This window comes from Stutzerimonas kunmingensis (assembly GCF_032106285.1).
In the GTDB taxonomy this organism is placed as follows: domain Bacteria; phylum Pseudomonadota; class Gammaproteobacteria; order Pseudomonadales; family Pseudomonadaceae; genus Stutzerimonas; species Stutzerimonas kunmingensis_B.
The window spans coordinates 1-22,511 of sequence record NZ_DAMCPO010000012.1; the positions used below are offsets into that span (position 1 = coordinate 1).

The 22,511-nt window shown below is 57.9% G+C and carries 20 protein-coding genes and 2 pseudogenes; 8 read left to right on the forward strand and 14 right to left on the reverse strand.

What is annotated here, in order from left to right:
- Positions 1-30: 30 nt before the first annotated feature.
- The 6 genes and pseudogenes from RT582_RS11245 to RT582_RS11270 all read right to left on the reverse strand — a co-directional run bounded on the left by RT582_RS11245 (position 31) and on the right by RT582_RS11270 (position 6,384).
- Positions 31-318: a hypothetical protein gene (locus RT582_RS11245; protein WP_313477538.1), complete on the reverse strand. Its 288-nt coding sequence runs from the start codon at positions 316-318 to the stop codon at positions 31-33.
- Between the two features lie 4 nt (positions 319-322).
- Positions 323-844 (reverse strand): annotated as a pseudogene (locus RT582_RS11250) (type I restriction endonuclease); the annotation flags it as partial.
- 232 nt (positions 845-1,076) lie between these two features.
- The gene (locus RT582_RS11255; protein ID WP_313477422.1) at positions 1,077-2,363 is read right to left on the reverse strand and encodes a tyrosine-type recombinase/integrase; all 1,287 of its coding nucleotides are present in this window, start codon (positions 2,361-2,363) and stop codon (positions 1,077-1,079) included.
- Positions 2,360-2,899 carry a hypothetical protein gene (locus tag RT582_RS11260; protein WP_153896436.1) on the reverse strand — a complete coding sequence of 180 codons (540 nt, stop codon included), beginning with the start codon at positions 2,897-2,899 and terminating at the stop codon, positions 2,360-2,362. Before RT582_RS11260 ends, RT582_RS11255 begins: the two co-directional genes overlap by 4 nt.
- Position 2,900: 1 nt before the next feature.
- A complete protein-coding gene (locus RT582_RS11265) occupies positions 2,901-4,763 on the reverse strand; it encodes a hypothetical protein (protein WP_191833145.1) in 1,863 nt (620 codons plus the stop codon).
- Complete coding sequence (locus RT582_RS11270) at positions 4,756-6,384, reverse strand: hypothetical protein (RefSeq protein WP_191833144.1); 1,629 nt, start codon at positions 6,382-6,384, stop codon at positions 4,756-4,758. Before RT582_RS11270 ends, RT582_RS11265 begins: the two co-directional genes overlap by 8 nt.
- Positions 6,385-6,650: 266 nt before the next feature.
- Between RT582_RS11270 and RT582_RS11275 the strand changes: the two are divergent.
- Positions 6,651-7,202, forward strand: a pseudogene (locus tag RT582_RS11275) (recombinase RecA); the annotation flags it as partial.
- A gap of 5 nt (positions 7,203-7,207) precedes the next feature.
- Positions 7,208-7,675 carry a recombination regulator RecX gene (gene recX / locus RT582_RS11280; protein ID WP_041013536.1) on the forward strand — a complete coding sequence of 156 codons (468 nt, stop codon included), beginning with the start codon at positions 7,208-7,210 and terminating at the stop codon, positions 7,673-7,675.
- Positions 7,676-7,786: 111 nt separating this feature from the next.
- Here recX and RT582_RS11285 read toward each other — a convergent pair whose 3' ends face one another.
- Together RT582_RS11285 and RT582_RS11290 are read right to left on the reverse strand one after the other, a co-directional pair.
- On the reverse strand, positions 7,787-8,878 hold the full coding sequence (locus RT582_RS11285; RefSeq protein ID WP_023444835.1) for an LOG family protein: 1,092 nt from the start codon (positions 8,876-8,878) through the stop codon (positions 7,787-7,789).
- A 115-nt stretch (positions 8,879-8,993) separates the two neighbouring features.
- A complete protein-coding gene (locus RT582_RS11290; protein WP_313477426.1) occupies positions 8,994-10,403 on the reverse strand; it encodes an MBL fold metallo-hydrolase in 1,410 nt (469 codons plus the stop codon).
- A 132-nt stretch (positions 10,404-10,535) separates the two neighbouring features.
- Between RT582_RS11290 and RT582_RS11295 the strand changes: the two genes are divergently transcribed.
- On the forward strand, positions 10,536-12,950 hold the full coding sequence (locus tag RT582_RS11295; protein WP_313477428.1) for a xylulose 5-phosphate 3-epimerase: 2,415 nt from the start codon (positions 10,536-10,538) through the stop codon (positions 12,948-12,950).
- A 55-nt stretch (positions 12,951-13,005) separates the two neighbouring features.
- On the opposite strand, the gene RT582_RS11300 is transcribed toward RT582_RS11295, so the two are convergent.
- Positions 13,006-13,404 (reverse strand): PA3611 family quorum-sensing-regulated virulence factor, encoded by a 399-nt coding sequence (locus tag RT582_RS11300; protein WP_014819882.1) that lies wholly within the window; start codon positions 13,402-13,404, stop codon positions 13,006-13,008.
- 127 nt (positions 13,405-13,531) lie between these two features.
- Between RT582_RS11300 and RT582_RS11305 the strand changes: the two genes are divergently transcribed.
- A complete protein-coding gene (locus RT582_RS11305; protein ID WP_042925695.1) occupies positions 13,532-14,242 on the forward strand; it encodes a tRNA-uridine aminocarboxypropyltransferase in 711 nt (236 codons plus the stop codon).
- Positions 14,243-14,255: 13 nt separating this feature from the next.
- Here RT582_RS11305 and RT582_RS11310 read toward each other — a convergent pair whose 3' ends face one another.
- Entirely contained in the window at positions 14,256-15,167 is a 912-nt protein-coding gene (locus RT582_RS11310; RefSeq protein WP_313477431.1) for a DMT family transporter, read from the reverse strand.
- A gap of 246 nt (positions 15,168-15,413) precedes the next feature.
- Between RT582_RS11310 and erdR the strand changes: the two genes are divergently transcribed.
- Positions 15,414-16,064 (forward strand): response regulator transcription factor ErdR, encoded by a 651-nt coding sequence (gene erdR, locus RT582_RS11315; RefSeq protein WP_313477432.1) that lies wholly within the window; start codon positions 15,414-15,416, stop codon positions 16,062-16,064.
- A gap of 14 nt (positions 16,065-16,078) precedes the next feature.
- Here the strand turns inward: erdR and RT582_RS11320 are convergent, their stop codons facing one another.
- A complete protein-coding gene (locus RT582_RS11320) occupies positions 16,079-17,005 on the reverse strand; it encodes a LysR family transcriptional regulator (protein ID WP_014819885.1) in 927 nt (308 codons plus the stop codon).
- A gap of 113 nt (positions 17,006-17,118) precedes the next feature.
- Here RT582_RS11320 and fpr point away from each other — a divergent pair, with 113 nt between their 5' ends.
- Positions 17,119-17,895 (forward strand): ferredoxin-NADP reductase, encoded by a 777-nt coding sequence (gene fpr / locus RT582_RS11325; protein ID WP_014819886.1) that lies wholly within the window; start codon positions 17,119-17,121, stop codon positions 17,893-17,895.
- 54 nt (positions 17,896-17,949) lie between these two features.
- Here fpr and RT582_RS11330 read toward each other — a convergent pair whose 3' ends face one another.
- Complete coding sequence (locus RT582_RS11330) at positions 17,950-18,435, reverse strand: YchJ family protein (RefSeq protein ID WP_042927380.1); 486 nt, start codon at positions 18,433-18,435, stop codon at positions 17,950-17,952.
- Between the two features lies 1 nt (position 18,436).
- Entirely contained in the window at positions 18,437-18,934 is a 498-nt protein-coding gene (locus tag RT582_RS11335) for a DUF6231 family protein (RefSeq protein ID WP_031297457.1), read from the reverse strand.
- Positions 18,935-19,102: 168 nt separating this feature from the next.
- Between RT582_RS11335 and RT582_RS11340 the strand changes: the two genes are divergently transcribed.
- Positions 19,103-19,705 (forward strand): OmpA family protein, encoded by a 603-nt coding sequence (locus RT582_RS11340; RefSeq protein WP_313477434.1) that lies wholly within the window; start codon positions 19,103-19,105, stop codon positions 19,703-19,705.
- Between the two features lie 59 nt (positions 19,706-19,764).
- On the opposite strand, the gene RT582_RS11345 is transcribed toward RT582_RS11340, so the two are convergent.
- Positions 19,765-20,229 carry a CopD family protein gene (locus RT582_RS11345; protein WP_313477437.1) on the reverse strand — a complete coding sequence of 155 codons (465 nt, stop codon included), beginning with the start codon at positions 20,227-20,229 and terminating at the stop codon, positions 19,765-19,767.
- Between the two features lie 87 nt (positions 20,230-20,316).
- Between RT582_RS11345 and dinG the strand changes: the two genes are divergently transcribed.
- Positions 20,317-22,461: an ATP-dependent DNA helicase DinG gene (dinG, locus tag RT582_RS11350; RefSeq protein ID WP_313477439.1), complete on the forward strand. Its 2,145-nt coding sequence runs from the start codon at positions 20,317-20,319 to the stop codon at positions 22,459-22,461.
- The last annotated feature ends 50 nt before the right edge of the window (positions 22,462-22,511 follow it).

Below are 22,511 nucleotides of genomic sequence, written 5' to 3' on the forward strand. Positions count from 1 at the left end.
CCTGGGTCAAATTTCAATCGGCAGGGTGGGTCAATTTTCCATCAGCGCCAACACCTCATCGCTCACTTCGGTACCGAAGATATCGTTCAGCGCCTCGATGATTTCCGATAGCCGCTTCTTCTCCGGGTCATGGGCCTTGCCGCTGCTCAGCGCGCTGGCCGGGTTGAGGCCATATTCGCCGCCCTCTTCGTGCATGCGCAGCTGATGTTCGGCGCGCTTGGTCAGGCGGTAGTGGGTTAGTTGCAGTTCGCCCACGTCCACGTCTTCCTGATCGAGGTGATCCACGCGCAGCAGGGGGTACAGGTGTTTTGCATACACGCACACCGCCGTCGAGGCTGCCGAGGTTGAACGGAAGGAAGAAGGTCTCCTTGCCGGCCAGCTTGATGGTCATTGCTACTTCATCCTGGCTCACGGCAAAGTGCACCAGCGCGCCACGTTTGAAGGTCAGCAGCGGCTCCGACTTGCGCGTCAGCGGGTCTTTAACCGGGCGGTCGTAGCGGTACTGGCGCTTGGCGTTTTCTACGCTTTGCTTGAACTAGCTTTTCAGCGCCAGTGTGGCGGCGGTGATGCCGTTGACGAACAGCACCAGATCGAGGCGCGGGTTGTAACTCCCCCTCACGGTAATACGGCGAGTAAGACACCTCCTGCACAACGCGCAGGCGGTTGCACTGGTAGCGCTTGAGGGGGGCGAGTTCATACTGTGGTCGGGCTTGAAACTGCACGCCTCGATCTTCACCCTCGGCAGCTTGAAGCCATGGCGCAGTACATCCAGGGTACTGTCCTGCTTCAGCTCGCGCACCAGTTTCTGCACCAGTATGGCGTCCGGGTTGTTGGGGTTGGCCTTGGTGCTACTGGAGTAGGTAAGACCTAGCTGGCCTGTGCTATTGAAAACAAGGCTTGTCGGCTGGGCTATACGACAACCTATCGAACAGCTACTCAAAACGCCACCGCTTCACAGGTGACCGAATAGCGCTGTGGCATGCAGTAGGCGGTCGAGCTGAGCCTTAACTTGCAAGAGTGTAACTAGGGTCGCTAGGTATCTGGGGACTGATCAGGAGAGTAGCAAGAATAGCATCTCAAGGAAACTTGGCTTTTATCAATGCCGTTATTGCCGCGAGCTTCTCATCAGAGGACCTGTCGTCAGTTGCATCGACAATGCTTTGGATCGTTTGGAGGGTCGTGGACGCATTTGGTTCTGCTTTTAGGATGTCTTGTATTTCAGCATCTTGTGTGAGGTGAATATAAGTAGAGAGTGTGCTCTTGGATGCATGGTATGAGTCCTTGCGAGCGATGGCCATCGCTACATCTAGAATATTGGCTTTCGATATTTTTGAAAGCGTACTGATGTTCTTGGCGACTAATATGGTGAAGTACCGGTGGCGGAAATTATGATAGGAGATACCTTTGAGGAGTTCTGCGTGTCTTGAAGCCTTGATGACTACGTTGTAATAGGAGTTAAAGGTGCTTCGTGCCAGAGGATATCCAGTATCTTCGCTAACGAATATCCTGTCATGAAGCTCGCTGTGAGGATGGTTGGAGCGAGTGAGCAGAACGAATTTGTAGATTTCTTGAAGCTCGGTCCTCGGTATTAGTACCTGGCGTAAGCAACCCTTGTGTTTGCCTTTTAAAACGGGGATGTTTATTACAGGGCCGTTATTTTTATAGGCATTAATAATGGAGCTTGCTGGGATATTAATAGCTTCTTCTATTCGGCTGCCTGTGTGTTCAAGTAGTGTGGCAAGGATGTACCATCTATCAATTAGATACTGGTTGGGTGTGTAGTCATGAATTGCTTCATGCCATGCGTTCAGTTCATTATTTCGGATGAAGCTTGTCGGCTCGGTCGGAGTATCCCTTAACTCGTCTATGCAGGGGTGGGTTAAAAAACGCAGTGGCGTCCGTCTGTTAAGTCTGTAGAAATTCTCTGTAGCATTAATTTGAAAGTCATGTGCGCTAGGGTCAGTGGTAAGTAGATTGTGGAATTTATTTTCTTTTTGCGTGTGCTCTAACAGAGCTAATATGCGTCGTACAATTTTCTTGATCGTGGTCGAGTTTGCCGTTCTAGAATGTTTTTTGTGCTTGACGAAGTCGTATAGGGTTTCGTCAGTGACATCAAGAATGGTTAACTTGTTGCGTTCTATGTATTCCTGGAAGACGTTTAGAGTATCAGCATAGCTGAACACTGTTTTAATTGCTGGCCGGACCCCATAGCTGTTGGCACCACCGCCGATACTCGTAAGGTAGCTATTGAGCTCCCAGCAAAAATTTCCACGGGAGTCAAAAAGCATTGGAAGAGGCGGAGGTGTGGTGTGGCCGTGATTAAAAAGGAAGTCAAGACGCGGAGCTTTTGCTACATGTATCATGGTTTCACCAAGGTGAGATGAGCTCTATCAAGTGCCAGGGTGTGGCTTTTCAAGACTTGCTGATATCTGAGGTCCTGGCGAGTGTGTTCGTCCACTCTAGCAACCAGTTGCATATACGCCCTGTAGACTTCACCTAATGTATTTGTGAGGTAGTCGACTTGATTTTTTAGAGTGGAGATTTCTTCTTGCTGTGAGCGCTGGGTTATTCGCTTTTGAGGTGGAAGGGTTTGTGTGGCGGGTGTGAGGTTGTTGTATGTTTCTAAGGCGGCTGCTAGTTGATCTGAGTATTCAGTGTTGTAGGGTTCTCGCGATGTATTATAAGAGCACGAAATAACTCCAAGGTCGGCGTCTGACCAATTAAGGGCGGACTTGAAAGGTATGCCTCTTTTGCTCTTAAGTGCGTCCAGGGAAGGAAGTCTTTGACGGTCTTCGATTGCTTTTCTAATCAGCAATATTTTGGTAATCAGGCTTTGTGTTTTGGCTTGCTTCTCCTGAAGCTTGGCTGCTGAAGTTTCACCCTTTGAATAACGGCTCATATTATTTACTCGCGTACACAAAGATTTTTTTGTTGTTGATTATTTGGAGTCTTATTTCGCGATGGTTTGCCAGTTCCTGAAGGTGTTCAGATAATAAGGCGTGGTCGCCAAGTTTGATTTCAAGCTCACACTCGGCAAAATTTTCCTGCAGATCTTCGTCGACTAATACGTTTTTGCCTACATGCCCCTCCAAGTAGTCTATTAAGAATTCTAAGGTTTCTCGCTCCCAGCCGGGCTGGTTCGCGATGTTGGCGTAGTAAAGCGTCACGCTAGGTTCAATATGCCCCATCATCCAGCGCAATGGTTCAATTTCTGTACCGCCGCTTAGGTAGAAGAAAAAGGCGGCGAAGAAACGCCTGAACTGATGAGGTCGTGCATACCATCTGGTTTCGCCTATCTTAGGTACTTGAATCCAATCGGAGTATTGATCCAGTTTTTTTAGTAGAGTCATTTCACTGCGATCTTTTCCTTTGAATGAGCCGGAGGGCCAGATGGAGGTCATGCCTGGGTGGCGATCCTCCATAAACGCTATGTACTCGTTAATGAAGTCCCAAATGACTTTAGGTATTGGGCGCTTTATAATCTCAAGCTCATGGCTGTTACTGGCTTTCGGGATTTTAAGCTTCAGATCCCACAAGCCATCCAGTTTCGAAACTGTAAGGCAGTCAGCGTCGAGCAAGGCGGTACTCAATACTCGGCAAGCTGAAAAAGTATGAATAAGGATGCGTGTTGTGATAGCGTAAAAATCAATTAGTTCGTCAGTGGAGATGTGATCGCGCATAATCGAGTTGCAATAAATGCCACCTCTGTTGCTGCCGCATTTACCATATGTTTTAATGTTTAGGTGTTGTAGTGTCTTGGGGATTGGTACAGCCTCAAAGGTTTGCTTCTTGAAAATGTGCACATTTGATCTGATTGTGCTTGCGGCATATTTCTCTATAATTTCTCTGTTGTAATAGTTGTCCAGTTGCTTTATATAGGCTCGGATATGTGGCGCATAATTGCGATGAAAAACAATCGCATTGCTGATGTAGTGGAATGCAATATTTGTAGGCATCAGTGGGGTTTGGTTTTTCTCGACAAATCTGCCGGTCATACTGTTAAGTACATCCGAGATGTCGTGCACTCCAACCTTAAAGGGGTGAAATTGATATTCTTTAGTGGAGTGTAGGTAGGTTAAGTTAGTGCATTTGTTTTGGATTGTGGAGATACTGAGTGTGTCCTCTTCATTCTCTTCATTTGCTGAATGCGTACAGGTGAATTCCCGACAGATGTCAGACCTGTTGTTTTTAAGTTTTTGGATTAAAATCTTTTGTGTTATGGGTGGTATGTGCATTCCTGAAATGTAGGATGCAATGTTTTCGCGGCCTCTTGGAGTAGGCCCTAACTGCGTGTCGAGATTGAGGACATTTATGCCCATGAACGTGAGGTCGTGAGCTTCTAGGAAGGTCTTTATGTCTTCCAGGGTGATATCGGCTAGGGTGACGATTTTAGGGGGCTGATTTAAGCGGTGTTTGGCTTCATACACATGGTCGGCAATTTCAAAGGCCGTTCTAACAAAGTCGACTAATGCGCGCGGTCGTTTTGACTTTGAGCTTTCGATGAGGGCTATCGCTGATGATTGTAAATCTCTGACAAATAAATTCCATATCAGATCTGATGTGGATGACCCATCAAATAGCTGGTAGTCAAAGCTAAGCTTTACATAGCGACTGCTGTTCGGATCTTCCGAAACTGTAACCTTGGTGCCGGTGCGAGGAAGATACCACTTCATATTTGAGGAGTTGGGGTGGATCCAACTAGGAAGGATCGCTTGGGAAGTTGCTGTAGATGGAGAGCTATTCTTGATCTTTTCATTATTCATTTGCGTGTACCTCAAGAAGCTCAAAGTTCATTGGTTTCGGAGTAGCGTCCGCCAGTAGCTTGATCATCTTTCGACTGCCTTCGTCTTGGATTTTTGTGATGATTTTCTTGCAAGTCGAAATGAGCTCTTGTTCTGTCCCATATGTCGCGTAAGAGACTATCAACTCAATTGCTTCAGGTGAGCAAAGGAAGCAGAATACTTGACCTAGGTTGTGGGTTGTCGGGTTGCGGCTGTTAGCCCTTAAACATTTCACAGCCTCGATCAACTGTATCTTGGCGCACTCGTAATTATTATTCTTAATATGGGGGGAGGGGGCTGAGATATCTTCCGCTATTAGTAATTGAATTTTTTGGTGGTCACGTATTCTCTTTCGGTAAACAAATTCTTGAATTGAAGGTGGGATGTAGTTTCTCAGGGCTGTTAGCAGGGAGTTTCCTAGGTAAATGGTCGTTTCCAGGGTGTCTCCACCACTCTCAATCCATTTCAGCAGTCCCCGTGAAACCCTAATTTTAGGCATGGTTGGTTCAGCTTCAGCTACCCATGAGGGCAGCGAATCAATGATTGCTTTGAAAGTGTTTTTACGTCTCGTGTCTAAGATACGGTAGAGGTGTTCATCCCCTTGGCGAGTGGGGCTAGAACCATCCATGACGAAAAGATAGTTGGAGTTCAAGGCTTTGGAGTGCTGGACTCTCATTTGCAATAGCATCCATAGCGCAGTATGGGCGTCTATACTTTCTGCATCGATTTCAATCTCGTCCGTAGCTTTTGGTGCGTGGCGCTCAATTAATTTGTTAGCCCTAGGTTTAAGGGTGGTGATAGTGATGCCGCCATCCTCTCGGATGGTGACAAATTGACCATCTTTTGTTTTCTTGACTTGGGCATTTGCTAAGTCGAAAACATTTATTCCGAGTTCGTCAATAATGATGCACATGGCCGCCACAGCAAATTCTTCGGTAATTCCCAGATAGGATTTGACTTTCGTAGTAGACCAGGAATAAATGTGGTGCGCGCCAGGGAAAGATTTGCGTGTAAATAGACCGTCTTGTTCTGTGGCTAAGTAAGCAACAGAGTTACCGAATCCATTTGGGTGTGATGGAGAGAAAAAACTTATATGCTGGCCAGAGCCAAATCCTCTCAGGTTAGGATCTAGGTTATCCTTTGTGAGTCGGATGGCAGCCACATCGCTTCTGTGAATCATGTCTGGAGCTTTCAAAAACCTGGCATAACCCTCTGCTACAATGCGTTTGCATTTGGAGAGAATGACAGCCCTATGTTTTTTGATTTGTTGAGCAATCTCGTTTAGAGCGTCTTCCATTGAAGTCGCTTGAACGGCATGTTCCAAGGTCAGATAGCCGAGAATGTTGCATTCTTTTTCTGAGAATACGTCTGTCGAATTCGGGACTGGTAGGATCAGCGCATTGCTAGGCAGCTTTTTGGCTTTTTGAAGCCTGTTCAAGTAATAACGAACGACGGTGTAGTCAGAGATGACGGTGACTACTTTGACTGGCTTGCCTGTAATTTTGGATATTGCACTGCGTCGATGAGAGAGAAATTGACGGCAGGCATTGGTAATTGCCACAGGCTTCCGATACCACTCTGGATCAAGCTCGTGAGCGATCATGAAAAAAACGCGGATGAGGGGAGCCCTGCGCTTGGGAGGATGCTTCTCTACCCAAGTTAGGATGTCCTCAGGGCAGTAGGTCCTGATACTATCGACAAAATTTTCCCGCATCCTGCTCATCGCTTTCCTACCTGAAATTGGTTCAGATAGACAGTGTAGACAGGGATAGTGCTTCCGTAAGGGTGAAAGGTATGAACAGTATGGCTTTGCAGCGCGTTGGTTTCTCAGGCACCAGCCTATGTGAACCCCTGCCCGTACTGCTTCCCCTCCAGGCACGTCTGATGTCCCAGGCGCTGCGCAAGATCACCGGCAACATCAAGAACGCCAATTGCCTGGTCATCTTCATCAACCAGATCCGCATGAAGATCGGCGTGATGTTCGGCAGCCCGGAAACCACCACTGGTGGTAACGCGCTGAAGTTCTACGCCTCGGTTCGTCTGGACATTCGCCGTACCGGCGCGGTCAAGGAAGGCGACGAAGTGGTCGGCAGCGAAACCCGCGTCAAGGTAGTGAAAAACAAGGTGGCGCCGCCCTTCCGTCAGGCTGAGTTCCAGATCCTCTATGGCAAGGGCATCTACCGCAATGGCGAGGTCATCGATCTCGGCGTGCAGCAGGGCCTGGTGGAGAAGTCCGGCGCCTGGTACGCCTACAAGGGCAACAAGATCGGCCAGGGCAAGGCCAACGCCGCCAAGTATCTGGAAGACAATCCGGAGATCGGTCAGGAAATCGAGCAACAGATCCGCGACAAGTTGCTGGTGGTTGCGCCAAACACCAAGGCCAACCCGGTTACCGAAGATCTGGCTGACGCCGATCTCTGATCCCCATGGCTGCCGTGCTCGATAACCCCGTCGCGGTACGGCGGACGGCCATGGATCTGCTGGCTCGACGCGAACATGGTCGCGTCGAGCTGGCTCGCAAGCTGCGCCAGCGTGGCGCCCCGCCTGAGTTGATCGAGCAGGCCCTGGATCGTCTATGCGAGCAGGGGCTGCTTTCCGAATCCCGATATCTCGAAAGCTTTGTCAGAAGCCGGGCCAATGCCGGCTATGGGCCGTTGCGTATCCGCGAGGAATTGGCCCAGCGCGGGCTGGCCAGAGCGGATATCGAGCAGGCATTGCGTGACAGTGGTTTTGACTGGGGTGAGCAGCTGCGCGAACTCTGGCAGCGCAAGTTCGCTGGACGGTTGCCTGCCGATGCCAAAGAGCGGGCGAAGCAGGGGCGCTTTCTCAGCTATCGCGGTTATCCGCTGGAGTTGATCAGTCGAGTGTTGCGCGGCGACAGCTCGGCGGATTGATGCGGTAACGGGGCTCTATGCCAGGTTGTGCGCGTCGGAGACCAGTCGGTGCTGAAGCCGACCAGCCTTACGAGCGCTCGCAATATCCAGAGTCCAGGCCATCAAAGGCCATCAGTCCTCGCTCGCCAGCGGCCGCGCCCAGTTGGCCGGTTCGTTGACGTAGTCCGTCAGCTCCCTCAAGCGACCGTGGTTGCGGCCGTTGAAGACGAAGCTCAAGCGCGGCAGGCGCTGCAGTTCCGGCTCGTCCAGTTCCGATTCACAGCAGTTCTGCTGTTCGAATACGCCTTTCAGACACAGATCGGTGAACTCCGCGTTCAGGTATTCCATCGCCTGGTCGTTCAGTGCGTGGTTCAGGCGCAGAACGAAACGATCCTTCAGCCAGCGGCTCGAGTGGAAGTTGCGATAGAAGTTGGCGATTTCCCTGGCTGCTTCCTCGGCATCGTCCACCAGGCGCATCAAGCGCATGTCGCTGGGCAGAATGTAGCGATTCTCCTCCAGCTGTCCGCGCATAAACTGCAGTGCATCCTTCCAGTAGGTGCCGCCGGGTTCGTCGAGCAGCACGATCGGGACCAGCGGACTCTTGCCAGTCTGGATCAGCGTCAGCACTTCCAGCGCTTCGTCCAGCGTGCCGAACCCCCCGGGGCAGAGCACCAGCGCATCGGCTTCCTTGATGAAGAACAGTTTACGCACGAAGAAGAAATGGAACGACAACAGGTTCTCGGTGCCACCCACCGTCGGGTTGGGGTGTTGCTCGAAAGGCAGCGTGATGTTCAGCCCGAGGCTGCTGTCGCGCCCGGCGCCCTCGTGAGCGGCGGCCATGATGCCGCCACCGGCGCCGGTGATGACCATGAAGTTGTAATGCGCAAGGATGGAGCCCAACTGACGGGCCAGCGCATACAGGGGATGTTCGACCGGCGTACGGGCTGAGCCGAATACCGTGACCTTGCGGCGCCGCTTGAACTGGTCGAGCCGGCTGAATGCGTGCTCCATTTCGCGCATCGTCTGCAGCAGGATCTTGGCATCCCAGCGGCTGCGGTCGGCCTGAGCCATGCGCATGACGGTCACCAGCATCTCCCGGTATAGCGGCAGGTTCGCACTGTTCTCCGGAACGACCAAGGCGGCCAGCTCATCGATCTTGCTTTCCAGCTCGGCGCCGCTGGTCTTGAAATGCCGCGACAGATAGTCATCCGAATCAAAGGACATACAACATCTCCATGTATGAGCGTCGCGTTCAGGCTATAGGGTGCGATCAGCCGGCTCAAGCCGGTTGCGTGGCGCGCAGTCGGCCGAAGCCGCAAGCGGCTTCGGCGGGCTGCGTTCAGATGGCGATTCGGTCGCCAGGTTCAGGAATGCGTGCTTCCCAGTCGAGACGTTCACGGATGGTCTGCTGCAGCGTCTGCATCTTCTCCAGCTCGCCGTGCACCAGGTAGAGCTCCGGACGGCTTTCGAAGTTGCTGACCCAGTCGATGAGCTGAGACTGGCCGGCGTGGGCGGAGAACCCTCCGAGGGTATGCACCTTGGCATTCACGGCGATGCGCTGGTGCAGCAACTTGACGCTCTTCGCTCCGTCGACGATGGTACGGCCGAGGGTACCGCGTGCCTGGAAACCAGGGATCACCAGATGGCACTCCTCGCGCCAGAGGTTGTGCTTGAAGTGGTGCAGGATGCGCCCGCCGGTGCACATGCCGCTGCCAGCGATAATGATCACGCCGCTCTTGAAGCGGTTGATCGCCATCGATTCTTCCGGTGTCGGCGTGGATCGGAGGATCGGCAACCAGCGCTCGGCGTAAAGCTTGCCGCTGGCTCCGCTCAGGGCATTGTCGATGCCGTCGAGCTCCAGCTGATCCTTGTAGTGCGAGTAGATGGCGTTGGCGCCGATGGCCATCGGGCTGTCCAGGAATACCGCTTGCTGCGGCAGACGGCCTTCCCGGTAGAAGCGCCCGAGGTAGTAGATCAGGTCCTGCGTACGTCCGACGGCGAAGGAGGGCATCAGCACGTTGCCGCCATCGCGATGGGCCTGTTGCAGGATGCCGGCCAGCTCCTCGATCGTGTCTTCGTGGCTGCGGTGGTCGCGGTCGCCATAGGTGGACTCCATGAGCACCACGTCAGCTTCCTTGAGCACGGTCGGCGCATGCATCAGCGGCGAGCAGTCGTTGCCCAGGTCGCCCGAGAAGACCACGCGCCGTGTTCTGCCATGGTCGTGCACATCCAGTTGCACGATCGAGGAGCCGAGGATGTGACCGGCATCGTGGAAGGTCACCGCGACACCTGGCGCGACATCGAACGTCTCGCCATAGGCGTGGGGAGTGCGCTGGCTCAACATGCGCTCGGCGTCGACGCGGGTGTAGAGCGGCTGGATCATCGGTTTGCCGATCCGTGCGCGCCACTTGTTTTCCCACTCGGCATCCTTTTCCTGAATCTGCGCCGAATCCAGCAGCATCAGTTCGAGCAGCTCCGCGGTGGCATCGGTGCAGTGCACCTCGCCGCGGTAGCCGAGGGCGACCAGGCGCGGGAGCAGGCCGCTGTGGTCGATATGCGCGTGGGACAGCACCACCGCATCGATCGTCTTGGGGTCGAAGGCGAAGGTGCTGCGGTCGCCGCCGGCTTCTTCCCTACGGCCCTGATGCATGCCGCATTCGAGCAGAACCCTTGCACCGTCATGGGTCTCAATGAGATAGCAGGAGCCGGTGACCTGCTGAATGGCGCCTAGAAAACTGAGCAAAGCCATGTTGCCTTCCTGTCTGTACGATGATGTCCACATTGCCCGCTCGGTTGCCATGACCACTTGATACATATCAGAGATAACGAATCGAGCGCTGCCTAGACTACAGCACAACCCGCTTACCAACGGAGTGAACCCATGAGTCAGCTACTGCCCAGCCTTGTCGAGCTGGATCAACACGCGCAAGCCGAACCGGAGTTCGCCACCTGGCGTGTAGGTTTCGGGCCGTTCAAGCACGCGCTGGAGACCCAGGCGGCGGTGTTCCGGTTGGCCCATCAGCTGGTACAGGCAGGTCATCAGCCGGATTTGGCCAGTGTTTATCGGCTGCTGCAGGCGGTCGACCGGGTCGCCAGCGCCGGACTCTGGCTGGTGGTGCACATGACCTACGCGCGCCAGGTGCATCTGGACGGTTCGCCGTTGGCTGCCGAGGATTTCAAGCAGAACCCCGAGGGGCATACCGGCGGCGCGCTGAACATGGTGCCGGCCTATGCCGGTTACCTGGCCCTGAATGCGCTGACTGGCCGCACCCGCGCCTGGCTGATGGGGCAGGGCCACTGTGTGGCGGCCGTCGATGCGCTCAACCTGCTGACGGGCAACCTGCATCCGGAGCAGGCGCAAGCCTATGCGGGCGGCGAGGCGGGCATGAATCGCCTGCTGCAGGATTTCTACGGTTACGGCCAGGCCGCCGACGGCAGTCCGCTCGCGCCGCTGGGCAGCCATGTCAATCCGCACACCGCCGGCGGCATTGCCGAGGGCGGTTATCTCGGTTTCGCCGAGTTGCAATACGCACACATGCCGCTGCCGGGCGAGACGCTGGTGGCCTTCCTCTCAGATGGCGCGGCGGAAGAACAGCGCGGCAGTGACTGGATTCCTCGCTGGTGGCGTGCCGAAGATTGCGGCGTCGCGCTGCCGGTGATGATTGCCAACGGGCGGCGAATCGAGCAGCGTACCGCGCTTGGCACCGAGCAGGGGCTCGAGGATTTCCGTCAGCACTTGAGTCAGTGCGGCTTCGACCCGATGCCGTTCGATGGGCGTGACCCTGCTGCTTTCGTCACAACCCTGTGGGAGATGGAGCTGCGCCTGGAGCGACGCGTGGAAGAGAAGGCGCGCGGCATTCTCAACTATCCGCTGCCGATGCCCTACGGCATCGCCGAGACGGTGAAAGGCTTCGGCTTCTATGGTGCCGGCAGCAACGCAGCGCACAACCTGCCATTGCCGGGTAATCCGAGCCGCGATGAGCAGTCACGCGACCTGTTCAACGAGCACGCGGCGCGTCTGTTCGTACCGCAACAGGAGCTGGCTGCTTCACTGGAGCTGTTCGCGCGCAGTCGCCAGGGTCGAACGCTGGAGCGCGACAACCCGCTCGCCTCGCGACGCCCGCCTGCGCCGACCATGCCGAAGTTGAACTACCGCGACGACGCCTGTTCACCCATGGCAGCGGTCGATCGTTTCTTCGTCGAGCTGACGGCCGCCAACCCCGCGTTGCGGCCGCGGGTGGGTAATCCGGACGAGCTGGCCAGCAACCGTTTGGGCGGCGTGCTGAAGGCGCTCAAGCATCGCGTCATCGAGCCGGAAAGCGAGCTAGAGGCCGTGGACGGCGCCATCATCACCGCTCTCAACGAGGAGGCGGTGGTATCCGCCTGCCTTGCCAACCAGGGCGGCCTGAACCTGGTGGCCAGCTACGAAGCCTTCTGCGTGAAGATGCTGGGCGTGGTGCGGCAGAGCATTATTTTTTCCCGGCAGCAAAAGGAGATTGGCAGGCCTGCAGGCTGGCTCGGCTGGCCCTTGATCGCGACGTCGCACACCTGGGAAAACGGCAAGAACCAGCAGTCCCACCAGGACACGACCTTCTGCGAGGCGCTACTCGGAGAGATGAACGATATGGTCCGGGTGTTGTTTCCGGCCGATCACAACAGCGCCCTGGCGCTGCTGCCATCGATCTACCAGGCGCGCGGCGAGCTGGCCTGTGTGGTCATGCCCAAACGCGACCGGCCGTGCTACTTCGATCAGGCCCAGGCCGAACAGTTGGCGCGCGACGGCGCCATCGTGGTCGAGGAGCAGCCGGGCAACGAGGCATTATTGTTGATTGCCAACGGCAGCTATCAGCTGGGCGAGATGCTCCGTGCGGCCAAGCGGCTCAAGGAGGCCGACTGCGCCTATCGGCTGGTCTATCTGCAGGAGCCGGGCCGCTTCCGCGGGCCGCGCGATCATTGGGAAGTCGGGGCGCGCGCCAGCGAAGGCGTGGCGGAGCGGTTGTTCCCGGATTCGATGGAAATGCGCGTGCTGTTGACGCACATGCGGCCGGAAGTGGCGCGCGGTCACCTGTGGCCGATTCTGCCGGACGCGCGCAAGTGCTCGGCGCTCGGCTATCGCAACCGCGGAGGTACGCTGGATGAGTTCGGTATGCAGTTCGCCAACCGCGCCAGCTGGGCCAACGTGCTCGCGGCCTGCGCACGCCTGCGTAACGTGCCACGCACGGCGCTGCTTACCAGGGACGAGGCTGCCGCTGTAGCTGGCAAGGGTGATCCGCAGATACTGCGGGGCGACGCTTGATAAATAAACCTGGCAGGACGGCGGGCCGTGGCCTGCGCCTGCCAGCGTTCACCTGTTAGCGGTCGCAGTCCGAGGCCTTGTAGCGCTCGCTGGCGATGGGCTTGTTGCTCTGGTACTCGCTGAAGTCATAGCGCAGGACTGCGCCCTGGCTCATCAGCTTGCGTAGTCCTTCATTGCCACAGACGCTAACAGCGAGCTGGCTGCGCACATCGGCCGGGTTATCGCGCATCTGCGCCGCATGCCGCGGCTGTACGCTGAGATGGTTTACCAGCATGTTGTTTTCTACGGTGTAGCCCTGATCAAGAATGTCTTCGTTGATCGCGCGAGGCGTTCCGACACTGCTTTCGCGGGCGACCTGCTCGAGCAGCTGATTCAGCTGTTGCTCCTGCAGCGAGGCGGCGTGGGCAACGGGGAGGGCGAGGCTCAGAGCGAGCAGGGTGGTCAGACGATACATGGCGGTCTCCTTTTGACTGCGCTATTTCGACCGGCTGCCTGTGGTGCGGTTCATTTAACGGTGCTGGGCAGAAGTCTCGCTGGCGCTGGTAGACTGCCGCGCTTCATCGTCACCCTCGAGTCGATTCATGCCCCATGCCGTAGCCCGTCTGCGCAGCGAACGCCTGGCCAAGAGCCTCAAACCCTTCGTTGCCCGCGGCTCCCGGACGTCGCGCTGCGAGCGCTGCCGGGTACCATTCAGCCATTGCCTTTGCCCTTGGCTTCCGACGATCGAAAGCGATTGTGGTGTCTGCCTGCTGATGCACGATATCGAGCCGCTCAAGCCTAGCAATACGGGCTGGCTGATTGCCGATGTGGTGCGCGATACCTTCGCCTTCACCTGGCAGCGCACGGGCGTGGACCCGCGATTGCTGGCGCTGCTGGCCGATCCGCAATGGCAGCCGCTGGTGATCTTCCCGGGTGAATACGCCGAGTCGAGGCGGGTGGTCGAGCAAGTCGAGCGAGAGAACGCTAAGCGCCCGCTGTTCGTACTGCTCGATGCCACCTGGACCGAGGCGCGCAAAATGTTTCGCAAGAGCCCTTACCTGGATGGCCTGCCGGTGCTGAGCCTGCGACCGGAGGCGCTGTCGCGCTACCGGCTGCGCCGGTCGACCCGCAGTGACCATCTGTGCACCGCCGAGGTCGCAGCGCTCTGTCTGGATCTGGCTGGAGATTCGGCCGCGGCGAACACGCTCGATGCCTTGCTCGACGTGTTCACCGAGCACTATCTGGGCGCCAAGTATCATCGCCAGCCGGACCTGCAGAACGCCGCGCATCTGGCATTGAAGCCTGCGCGCTGAACTCGATTGGCCGTCAGGCCTTGGCAGGACTGGCTGCGGTTAGCGGCTCGGCTTTGCGCGGCCAGAGCTGTGCGGCGAGCATGCCGATGAACATCAATACGCAGCCCATGTAGCCGCGCAGCGTCAGGCTTTCCTCAAGGAACAGTGCGCCCGCGATGGCTGCGAACACCGCTTCCAGTGAGAGGATGATCGCCGCATGGGAGGCGATCGCATGCTTCTGCGCAACAACCTGCAGCGTGTAGCCAACCGCAACGGCGAACAATCCGCCATAGATGAGGGCCGGCCCGGCGAGCCAGATGCTGGTCGGCTCGATCTCTTCAAAGATCAGTGCCAGCAGCAGGCTCACCACGGCACAGGTGGCAAACTGCAGGAAGGCCAGGCGAATCGCGTCGTGGCGGCTGACGAAGAAGCTCACCAGCAGCACATGCAGGCCCCAGACGAAGGCGCCGGCCAACTGGATCCAGTCACCAGAGGCAACGGTGAAATCCTCGCCGATGCTCAGCAGCGCCATGCCGGCAACGGCGAGAAAGGCGCCGACCCAGGTTCCGAGGCCTGTCCTGTGGCCAATGATCAGTCCCAGCAGTGGCACCACGATCACGTACAGGCCAGTGATGAATCCTGAGTTGATCACGCTGGTAAACAGCAGGCCGACCTGCTGCAGGTTGATTCCCACGGTCAGCGCAAGCCCCATGCTCAGGCCGCCGAGCAGCAGGCCACGTTGCAGAAAGGGTTCGTGCCGGGCTTTGGTGCGGCCCTGGTAGATCACCAGTGGCAGCAGCGCGAGAGCGCCCAGGGCGAAGCGCAGGCCGGTAAATAGAAACGGGCCGATGTTGTCCATGCCGATGCGTTGGGCAACAAAGGCCGTGCCCCAGATCATGGCGGTGATCAGCATCAGGAAGTCGGCGCGGAGGGCTTGGCTACGCATGTTTCGGCTCGGTCGGGAAAAGTCGCAGACTTTGCTACAAAGCGCCGCGCTTGACCACTTATTCATGGGTGGGCATGCTTGCGCCGCTTGATTTGTTGTGGCGGGCGGCCGATATTCGGTCTGGCCGGCCGAAAATTTCACATCGGACCATCCCCGGAGCGTTGTCTCGGGGTTTCTGCCGTCATCTTGTCGGCATCGGCTGCTCAAGCCGATGAAAAAGCGCCAATAAAAACTACAGGTCTGCCAATGGCTGCTTACGAAATAATCATTGCCGATGATCACCCGCTTTTCCGCAGCGCGCTGCAACAGGCGCTCACCATGGGGCTAGGGGAAAACGTACGTCTGGTGGAAGCGGCCAGCATCGCCGAACTGGAAAGCCTTCTAAATCAGGGCGCCGATTGGGATCTGGTGCTGCTGGATCTGAACATGCCTGGAGCCTATGGTTTCTCGGGGCTGGTACTGCTGAGGGGGCAGTATCCGCATCTACCGGTAGTCATGATCTCGGCACAGGAGGACGCAGCGGTCGTTGCGCGCTCCCGTGAGTTCGGTGCCAGCGGTTTCATTCCCAAGTCCAGTTCTCTGGAAACCATCCAGGAAGCGGTACGTGCTGTTTTGGATGGCGATGTCTGGTGGCCTAGCAACATCCAGGATGTAGCCAACGTCAGCGATGAGGCCAGGGCCGCCAGCGCCGGGCTTGCCAGCCTGACGCCGCAACAGTTCCGAGTGCTGACCATGGTCTGTGACGGGCTGTTGAACAAGCAGATCGCCTACGAACTGAGCGTTTCTGAAGCGACCATCAAGGCTCACGTTACCGCTATCTTTCGCAAGCTCGGCGTGCGTACCCGCACCCAGGCAGCGCTGTTGCTGCAGCAGATGGGTTCCATTCCAACCAGCTGATCCAGATGCGGGCCTCAGGCGATCGGCGGCAGCTGGATTTCATCGCTGCGGCGCACGCCTGAGGTCAGGGCGCGGCACTGTTCGACGAACTCGAGCATGGCCGCGGTCTGATACTTGTGCGAATGCCATATGAAGTAGAACTGGCGGCGCAGGTCCAGCTCGGGCGTCGCCACCGGTACCAGGCTGCCACGGCGAAAGGCGTCACGCAGCGCCAGTCGAGAAATGCAGCCGATCCCCAGTCCCGACTCCACCGCGCGTTTGATCGCTTCGGTGTGCTCCAGCTCGAGCCGCACGTTCAGCTTGCCTGGCCGATGTCGCACAGCCTGTTCGAAGGTCATCCGCGTGCCGGAGCCCTGCTCGCGGAGAATCCACGCTTCGCTGGTCAGCTCGTCCAGGCCCACCTCGCCCCGCCCGGCCAGCGGGTGCTGCGGTGCGCAGAACACCACCAGCTCATCTTCGATCCACGGCTGGACCTCAAGGTCCGGGTGCTGGCAATCACCTTCGATCAAACCCAGATCAAGTTCGTGTTGCGCGATCTGATGCACGATGTGCGCAGTGTTGTGTACGTGCAGCTTCACTCGGCATTCCGGGTGGCGCTGCATGAAGCTGCCAATCAGTAACGTGGCGAGGTAGTTGCCGATCGTCAGCGTCGCACCGACCGCCAGTGAGCCGAAGCCGCTCTTGCCGTTGAGCAAATCCTCGATGGCGCGTGCCTGATCGAGCAGGGCAACCGCCTGCGGCAGCAGCTGTTGTCCGAGCGCGTTCAAGCAGAGCCTTTTGCCGGCTCGGTCGAAGAGCTGGCAGCCGGACTGGCGTTCCAGTTCGGCCAGCGACGTACTGGTTGCGGACTGTGACAACGAGAGGCTCTCGGCTGCGCGCGACACGCTTTCCTGGCGGGCGACAGCGGCAAACACTTCGATCTGACGGAGGGTGAAATGCATATCTATGTAACCGATAACCTATATCTTTATTATCCAGTTAACGAATAAAGACGCCATCGCTAGACTGGCGCCACGTAACGACGCCCGTCGCGACACCACGAGGAATTCGTAGCATGAGCAATCTGAACGTAGAGCGCGTTCTCAGTGTGCACCATTGGAACGACACGCTGTTCAGCTTCAAGACCACCCGCAATGCAGGCTTGCGCTTCGAGAACGGCCAGTTCGTCATGATCGGCCTAGAGGTCGAGGGCCGTCCGCTGATGCGCGCCTACAGTATCGCCAGTCCCAACTACGAAGAGTATCTGGAGTTCTTCAGCATCAAGGTGCAGAACGGCCCGCTGACTTCTCGACTGCAGCACCTGCAGGAAGGCGACCAGATCATGGTCAGCCGCAAGCCAACCGGAACACTGGTGCTCGACGACCTGCTGCCTGGCAAGCATCTTTACCTGCTGAGCACCGGCACGGGCCTGGCGCCATTCATGAGTGTCATCCAGGACCCGGAAACCTACGAGCGCTTCGAAAAGGTCGTGCTGGTGCATGGTGTTCGCTACGCAAACGAAGTCGCCTATCGCGAATTCATCACCGAGCACCTGCCGCAGAACGAGTTCTTTGGTGAGGCGGTGAAAGAAAAACTGATCTATTACCCGACTGTGACGCGCGAGCCTTTCGAGAATCAGGGCCGCCTGACCGAGCTGATGCGCAGCGGCAAACTGTTCAGCGACATCGGCCTGCCTCCGATCAATCCGCAGGACGATCGCGCGATGATTTGCGGCAGCCCGAGCATGCTGGACGAAACCAGCCAGGTGCTGGACAGCTTCGGTCTGAGCGTCTCGCCGCGGATGGGCGATCCGGGGCATTACCTGATCGAGCGCGCATTCGTCGAGAAGTAGCGCACCGCTCCACGCCGCCGCCTCGCGCGGCGGCTATCCCGGTGCGGTCTGGCATCAGACGTAGGCGGCGCAGCACTTCTTGAATTTCGAACCGCTGCCGCATGGGCAGGGATCGTTGCGTCCGGCCCTGAGTGGCACCGTCGGATCGATGAAATACCATTTTCCGTCGCATTGAACGAAGGCCGAGCGTTCCTGGTGGACATGCTCGCCCGCCTGGTCGTGCCAGCGGGCGGTGAAGGTCACCCGTGCATGTTCAGGCTTGCCGCCGAGCACTGCACTCTCGTTCACTTCCAGCCCCAACCAGGTGCTGTCCAGGCTCCAGCGGCGCATGCCGTCCATGTCCAGCGCCGTCTGTTGCACCGGCAGCGTGGTGGCCTGCAGATAGTCGACCAGACCCAGCACGTAGGCGCTATAGCGCGAGCGCATCAGCAGTTCGGCGCTGGGTGCCGGTGTGCCCGCGTGATAACGGCCACAGCACTGGTCAAGCGTATTGCCGCTGCCGCAAGGGCAGTTAGGCGCGAGGGGGCGCTGTTCGCTCATGTCACCACCAGTACTTTCCGAAGTTTTCCGGGTTGGCCCAGAACCTGGCATTCAGCCAGTCCGGAACCTGCTTGTATTGGAGCAGGTCGTAGGTGAAGAGCGTCAAGGTCTGTCCGTCGCGCTGGAAGCGCTCGCTGACTTGCAGGGCTAGTGCATAGAAGTCTGTGGTCCTCCATTCGGATGCGTCGAGATCCACGAGTACTGCCATACGGCTGGCATTCAGATTGCGAACGCTGCCGAGCAGCTCCAGGCCGTTACGCTTGGGCATGTGCTCCAGACAGTCGACGAACAGGGCCAAATCGTAGCGCTGAGAGGCCAGTTGTTCTGATAGCGGCGCGGCATCGGCGCGGTCTAGCTGAAACTCCGGATGACATTCGGCGTAGGCAGCCAGAGCAGGTTGATCACTGCGCCCCACGTGCAATAGATGGCTTGGGGCATAGTGCTCGAGCATCGCCGCAAGCGCTTGTTGTGGCGTGTGCACTACAGGGTTTTCAGTCAATCGAGAATCCTCGTTTCAAAGGTGAAGACTAGCGCGGTGCCGTTTGTCGGCCTAGTCTGAAAATAACCGGAGCCGCCCGGATTCCCGTACGTGGCGATTCTGGCTGAATGTCCACACTGGAGGTTTTGATCGATGAGTACATTACGGACAGCAGTACCCGTTATTGTCATGACCACGTTCCTGGCTGGTTGTGCAGGCGTGCAGAAACAGGATTGGCCGACATGTGCGGCCGTGGGTGGCGTGACCGGTGCCGCGCTGGGGGCCATCGAGAGCAGCTCCTATGCCGGTTGGGGTGCGCTGGTCGGTGGTGGTGTCGCGGCAGCCTATTGTTGGGCCAACGGCATGGAAGAGGAAACGGTCGCCGTCGTCGAGACGGTCGAGCCTATGCCTCAGTCCGAGCCGGAACCGGAGCCAGCGGCAGAGCCGGTGCGCGTCGAACTGGACGTCAAGTTCGACTTCGATCGTGATGTGGTCAAGCAGGATAGCTATGGCGACATCCAGAATCTGGCTGATTTCATGAAGGAATATGGCCAGACCACGACCGTGCTCGAAGGCCACACCGACTCCGTCGGTACCGATGCCTACAATCAGCGCCTTTCCGAGCGCCGCGCCAATGCGGTTCGTAAAGTGCTGGTCGACGAGTATGGCGTTGGTGGCGATCGGGTGAATGCGGTTGGCTACGGTGAGTCGCGCCCGGTGGCCGATAACGCAACCGAAGAAGGCCGAGCTATCAACCGTCGCGTAGAGGCTGAGGTCGAAGCACGCCCTTGAGTCGAATGCGGTAACAGATCCAGCCGGGCCCAGTGTCCGGCTGTTTTATTTTACGGCTGTCAGAACGACGGCCGTACGCTGGCCAGCGCGATCACCAGCAGGCCGAGCACGAGGTTGATGCCCACCAGTCGGCGAATCTGCCCCAGCACCGCACCACCGTCCGGCCACCGCTCGGCCTCGACCGCGCGCTTGAGGACCGGCAACTGCAGTAGCTGGATACGCAGAAACAGCGCCAGCATCACCAGATACAGACCGGCCATGATGTGAACGTTGCGCGGTGCGCTTTCCAGCGGGCCGAAACGCATGTGCCACATGCCGATGCCGCTTAGCGGCAATACCAGCACCGCCACCCAGACCCAAACGAAAAAACGTCGGAACACATCTGCCCATAAGGTCAGCCGTTCCGGTGCCTGCAGCACCGCCACCGCCGCCGGGCGCAGCACTATCCAGGCGAAAAACATTCCGCCCACCCAGACCGTCGCGGCGAGTACATGCAGGGTGTAAAGCAGGGCAAATGACGTCATGGGGCAAATCTCCGGTGGCGGCAGGGCGAACGCGCGCTATCATAGCCGCCCCGTCGAAGTACTGAAAATATATACAGCTCCGCGCCCATGCTCAGCACCGAACTCAAGTCCCAGATCCAGGGCGCCTACAGCCGTTTTCTCGAAGCCAAGGGGCTCAAGGCCCGCTATGGCCAGCGCCTGATGATCGCCGAGGTCGCCAAGGTGCTCGGCACTATCAAGACCGACGATGAAGGGCGTCGCGAGAGCAAGCCCGCGGTCGTCGCGGTCGAGGCGGGCACCGGTACAGGCAAGACCGTCGCCTATAGTCTGGCGGCGATCCCCACCGCCAAGGCAGCTGGCAAGCGGCTGGTGATCGCCACGGCAACGGTCGCCCTGCAGGAGCAGATCGTGCACAAGGACCTGCCGGACCTGATGCGCAACAGCGGACTGAATTTCAGCTTCGCATTGGCCAAGGGCCGCGGGCGCTACCTGTGCCTGTCAAAGCTTGATCTGTTACTGCAGGAAGGCCAGGCGCAGAGCGCGACCGCCCAGTTGTTCGAGGAAGAAGGCTTCCGCATCGAGGTCGACGAGCGCAGCCAGAAGCTCTTCACCGGCATGATCGAGAAGTTGGCGGGTAATCGCTGGGATGGCGACCGCGACAGCTGGCCGGAGGAGCTGGGCGATGCGGACTGGTCGCAGCTCACCACGGATCACAGCCAATGCACCGGCCGGCATTGCCCCAACTTTCAGCAGTGCGCGTTCTACAAGGCGCGCGAGGGCATGACCAAGGTCGATGTGATCGTCACCAACCACGACATGGTTCTGGCTGACCTGGCCCTTGGCGGCGGTGCGGTGTTGCCCGATCCACGTGACACCATCTACGTCTTCGACGAAGGGCATCATCTGCCGGACAAGGCCATCGGTCACTTCGCCCATTTCACCCGGTTGCGCTCCACGGCTGACTGGCTCGGGCAGGTGGAAAAGAACCTGACCAAGCTGCTTGCCCAACATCCGCTGCCGGGCGAGCTCGGTCGGCTGGTGGAGGGCATCCCAGAACTGGCTCGTGATCTGCGCACCCAGCAGCAGTTCATGTTCAGCGCCTGTGAGCAATTGGCCGATTTCAAGGCCGGTGAGGACATGGAGGGCCGTGAGCGGCCGCGGCACCGCTTCGTCGGTGGCGTGGTGCCGGAGCATCTGATCGAGCTGGGCACCGAGCTGAAGAAGGGTTTTTCCAAGCTGACCGATCTGTTCAGTCGGATCGCTGAACTGCTCAAGGAGGCCATGGACGGCGAAGCAGGTGGCGGAATCGCCAGCCATCAGGCTGAGGAGTGGTACCCGCTGTTCGGCAGTCTGCTGACGCGTTCGCAGAACAATTGGGAGTTGTGGACCGCATTCACCGTCGAAGACCCGGAGGATAGCCCGCCAATGGCGCGCTGGCTGACCCTGGCGGAAGGCGGGGCGCTGTTCGATATCGAGGTCAATGCCAGCCCGATCCTTGCAGCGGAAACGTTGCGGCGAAATCTCTGGAATGTCGCCTTTGGTGCGCTGGTGACATCGGCGACGCTCACGGCGCTGAACAGTTTCGACCGCTACCGCATGCGGGCCGGCTTGCCCAAGGCTGCGGTCACCGCCGTGGTGCCGAGTCCTTTTCATCATGCCGATGCCGGGGTGCTGCGCGTTCCCGATCTGAAAGCCGATCCGCGCGATGCTGCAGCACACACGGCAGCCATCGTCCGCGAACTGCCGGGATTGGTCGAAGGTGCACGGGGAACACTTGTACTGTTCTCGTCACGCAAGCAGATGCAGGACGTGTTCGACGGCCTGGAGCGTGAATGGCGTCGGCGGGTGCTGATCCAGGGCAACCTGTCCAAGCAGGAAACCCTGAACAAGCACAAGGCGCGGGTGGACGATGGCGAGTCCAGCGTGCTGTTCGGGCTTGCCAGCTTTGCCGAAGGCGTCGATCTGCCGGGGGCATACTGCGAGCATGTGGTGATTGCGAAGATTCCGTTTGCAGTCCCCGATGACCCGGTCGAGGCCGCATTGGCAGAGTGGATCGAGGCGCGCGGCGGCAACCCGTTCATGGAGATCGCCGTTCCAGATGCCTCTCTGCGACTGGTGCAGGCCTGTGGGCGGCTGCTGCGTACCGAGGCGGACCGTGGAACCATCACGCTGCTCGACCGGCGGGTAGTGACGCAGCGCTATGGCAAGGCGATCCTCAATGCGCTGCCGCCGTTCCGTCGCGAGATCGGTTGATAGGCGAGATAACCGGTCGCGATATCACCCCATCACCGCCTCGTCTGGCG

Coding starts and splice junctions, on each gene's coding strand:
- RT582_RS11345 (WP_313477437.1), bottom strand. CDS start 20,229: ATGACGTCATTTGCCCTGCTTTACACCCTGCATGTACTCGCCGCGACG.
- RT582_RS11330 (WP_042927380.1), bottom strand. CDS start 18,435: ATGAGCGAACAGCGCCCCCTCGCGCCTAACTGCCCTTGCGGCAGCGGC.
- fpr (WP_014819886.1), top strand. CDS start 17,119: ATGAGCAATCTGAACGTAGAGCGCGTTCTCAGTGTGCACCATTGGAAC.
- RT582_RS11255 (WP_313477422.1), bottom strand. CDS start 2,363: ATGATACATGTAGCAAAAGCTCCGCGTCTTGACTTCCTTTTTAATCAC.
- recX (WP_041013536.1), top strand. CDS start 7,208: ATGGCTGCCGTGCTCGATAACCCCGTCGCGGTACGGCGGACGGCCATG.
- RT582_RS11340 (WP_313477434.1), top strand. CDS start 19,103: ATGACCACGTTCCTGGCTGGTTGTGCAGGCGTGCAGAAACAGGATTGG.
- erdR (WP_313477432.1), top strand. CDS start 15,414: ATGGCTGCTTACGAAATAATCATTGCCGATGATCACCCGCTTTTCCGC.
- RT582_RS11260 (WP_153896436.1), bottom strand. CDS start 2,899: ATGAGCCGTTATTCAAAGGGTGAAACTTCAGCAGCCAAGCTTCAGGAG.
- dinG (WP_313477439.1), top strand. CDS start 20,317: ATGCTCAGCACCGAACTCAAGTCCCAGATCCAGGGCGCCTACAGCCGT.
- RT582_RS11305 (WP_042925695.1), top strand. CDS start 13,532: ATGCCCCATGCCGTAGCCCGTCTGCGCAGCGAACGCCTGGCCAAGAGC.
- RT582_RS11285 (WP_023444835.1), bottom strand. CDS start 8,878: ATGTCCTTTGATTCGGATGACTATCTGTCGCGGCATTTCAAGACCAGC.
- RT582_RS11300 (WP_014819882.1), bottom strand. CDS start 13,404: ATGTATCGTCTGACCACCCTGCTCGCTCTGAGCCTCGCCCTCCCCGTT.
- RT582_RS11290 (WP_313477426.1), bottom strand. CDS start 10,403: ATGGCTTTGCTCAGTTTTCTAGGCGCCATTCAGCAGGTCACCGGCTCC.
- RT582_RS11295 (WP_313477428.1), top strand. CDS start 10,536: ATGAGTCAGCTACTGCCCAGCCTTGTCGAGCTGGATCAACACGCGCAA.
- RT582_RS11265 (WP_191833145.1), bottom strand. CDS start 4,763: ATGAATAATGAAAAGATCAAGAATAGCTCTCCATCTACAGCAACTTCC.
- RT582_RS11320 (WP_014819885.1), bottom strand. CDS start 17,005: ATGCATTTCACCCTCCGTCAGATCGAAGTGTTTGCCGCTGTCGCCCGC.
- RT582_RS11270 (WP_191833144.1), bottom strand. CDS start 6,384: ATGATCGCTCACGAGCTTGATCCAGAGTGGTATCGGAAGCCTGTGGCA.
- RT582_RS11310 (WP_313477431.1), bottom strand. CDS start 15,167: ATGCGTAGCCAAGCCCTCCGCGCCGACTTCCTGATGCTGATCACCGCC.